Raw genomic sequence first — 1931 nt, 5'->3', positions numbered from 1 at the left:
TTAATCTGAAAAATTTTATCGGTTTTGGGCTAAATTAATTCGAGAAATGACACCTTGTATTTTACACTTGTTTATCGTACCCTTTCTGGGAGTTGCAGGACCTCCTGAGTTCCCTATGCGTTAATATTGTATAACATGCCAAGGCCTATGACCCCGAGGAAGCATTGCTATTCTCGCCATCCCAAATATCAATGTTTTGCCTTCTGCCGGTTCCACAGCATCGGCCTTCCTGTCTAGGGATTTCGGGGCTTTAACACCTTCAATCTTTCGATTTTCGGCCTGCTATCTCCTTTGCCTACGCTTAGCTATATATGTCACCATATATACCCCAAGGCTAAGTACCGGTTGCTGGCTAGGCTTTACCGGGCAGGATTCGCACCTGCTTTAACGCATGAGCTTTTCTCAGCGCACGGAACCGTCCCCAGCGTTTTTTTTACTCAAGCACAGCTTGTCAACATATTCTATAAGCAGAACAGAACCGAAATCTACATTCATCTTATCCTCTTAAAATTGTTACATATTTCCAAAATAAGTTTGATATATATTTGAAAAAACCGCTATACTCTAATATTAAAAGCAAACTGTAACCAGCAATGTTTATCCATTTGTGTCCTATGATGCTGTTTAACCTATTTTGGTCTAGAGTGTCGCGCGGAATTTTATAGGCTACATTGTATGTTTTTATTTCTGTTTCTACATATTTTATCGTACGTTTTGAAAGATTTTCGTACCCATGCACTTTGTAATTTTTGTACTTGTAAAAGTAGATTTGTTCTATTCCTTCGAATAACAACAAAATTCCAAAAATTACATAGAACCCTATTGCACTATTTATTCTTTTAGCGTAAATATATCCATACACCGTCATCATAAACCATATAAGAAATCCAAACTTTGAAGTTCTAATCATTTTATAAATAATATCATCATCATTCGGAACATTACGCCATCTGCTGTAGAATGCCTTTCTTTTCTCTACAAAGTTCACTACCCATTTAGATAATTTATCCTTTTCGTATATTTCGTACATATAAAAACATACCTGTTTTGTTATTTCATATAATGTTAACAAACCAAAAATTAACATATTTATATACCCCATTCGATATTATATTAAATATTTACTTAAAATTTTGTTTGTTTAAATTGTCTAAGTATCTCGTACATAAATGGTTTTTCTTTATATTAACGGACAAAATTTTGGTATCTTCTCCCATGTTCAGCTATATATTTTATCAAATTCCTCTTTTAATATGCTCATTACATACTCATCATAGTATCTGCCATCTCTAAACATTCTCTTTCTTAATACACCTTCTTTAACAAATCCACATTTTTCATAAGATTTTATAGCACGAGTGTTATAGGAATAGACATATAATTCCACTCTATTCATGTTCATCTGTTCAAATATAAATCTTATCAGTACTTTCATTGCATCCGTGCCGTATCCCTTTCCCCAATATTCCTTGTCACCAATAAAAATTCCCACAACTGCCACTTTATTTTTCCAGTCAATTTCATTTATTCCACAGCCTCCTATGTACTTTCCATCCTCAAGGGTTTCAATTGCAAAACTATATGTGTCCTTTGAAGAAGATAAACTTTCAAACCATTTGTATTCATCCTCTAGCGTTAAAGGATAAGGAATTCCGGGAGTCAAATATCTTTTTACTTCCGGGTCATTTATAAATTTCAAAGCCAGTTCCACATCCTCTTTTCTATAAGCCCTAAGTTTTACCTTTTCTCCTGTAAACAATCTATTCGCCATCCTTTCTCAATAAAAATTTTAAAAATTATTAATGTTATCCATGCAAACAATTTATAGTAACATTATCTTAATGAATACTTAAAAATACTAGGAGAAACTATATCTTCCGCGACTATTTTCACACCCTAAATAATGCCCATTCCTGTTTAAACATTAGTGC

At 33.6% G+C, this 1931-nt stretch carries 2 protein-coding genes; both read right to left on the bottom strand.

Going from position 1 to position 1931, the window contains the following annotated elements; genetic code table 11:
* Positions 1–496 precede the first annotated feature (496 nt).
* Positions 497–1087 carry a hypothetical protein gene (locus M663_RS0103655; protein WP_029687955.1) on the bottom strand — a complete coding sequence of 197 codons (591 nt, stop codon included), beginning with the start codon at positions 1085–1087 and terminating at the stop codon, positions 497–499.
* Positions 1088–1219: 132 nt separating this feature from the next.
* Positions 1220–1759: a GNAT family protein gene (locus M663_RS0103650; protein WP_029687954.1), complete on the bottom strand. Its 540-nt coding sequence runs from the start codon at positions 1757–1759 to the stop codon at positions 1220–1222.
* Between the last annotated feature and the right edge of the window lie 172 nt (positions 1760–1931).

It is taken from the genome of Thermoanaerobacter sp. A7A (assembly GCF_000445185.1).
Classification (GTDB): domain Bacteria; phylum Bacillota; class Thermoanaerobacteria; order Thermoanaerobacterales; family Thermoanaerobacteraceae; genus Thermoanaerobacter.
Note: the sequence above shows the minus strand (reverse complement) of the source record. Positions and strands in the feature narration are given on the sequence as shown.

What these genes read in the sequence shown, in the direction of transcription:
- M663_RS0103655 (WP_029687955.1), bottom strand. Translation starts at nt 1,087, where the DNA reads ATGTTAATTTTTGGTTTGTTAACATTATATGAAATAACAAAACAGGTA.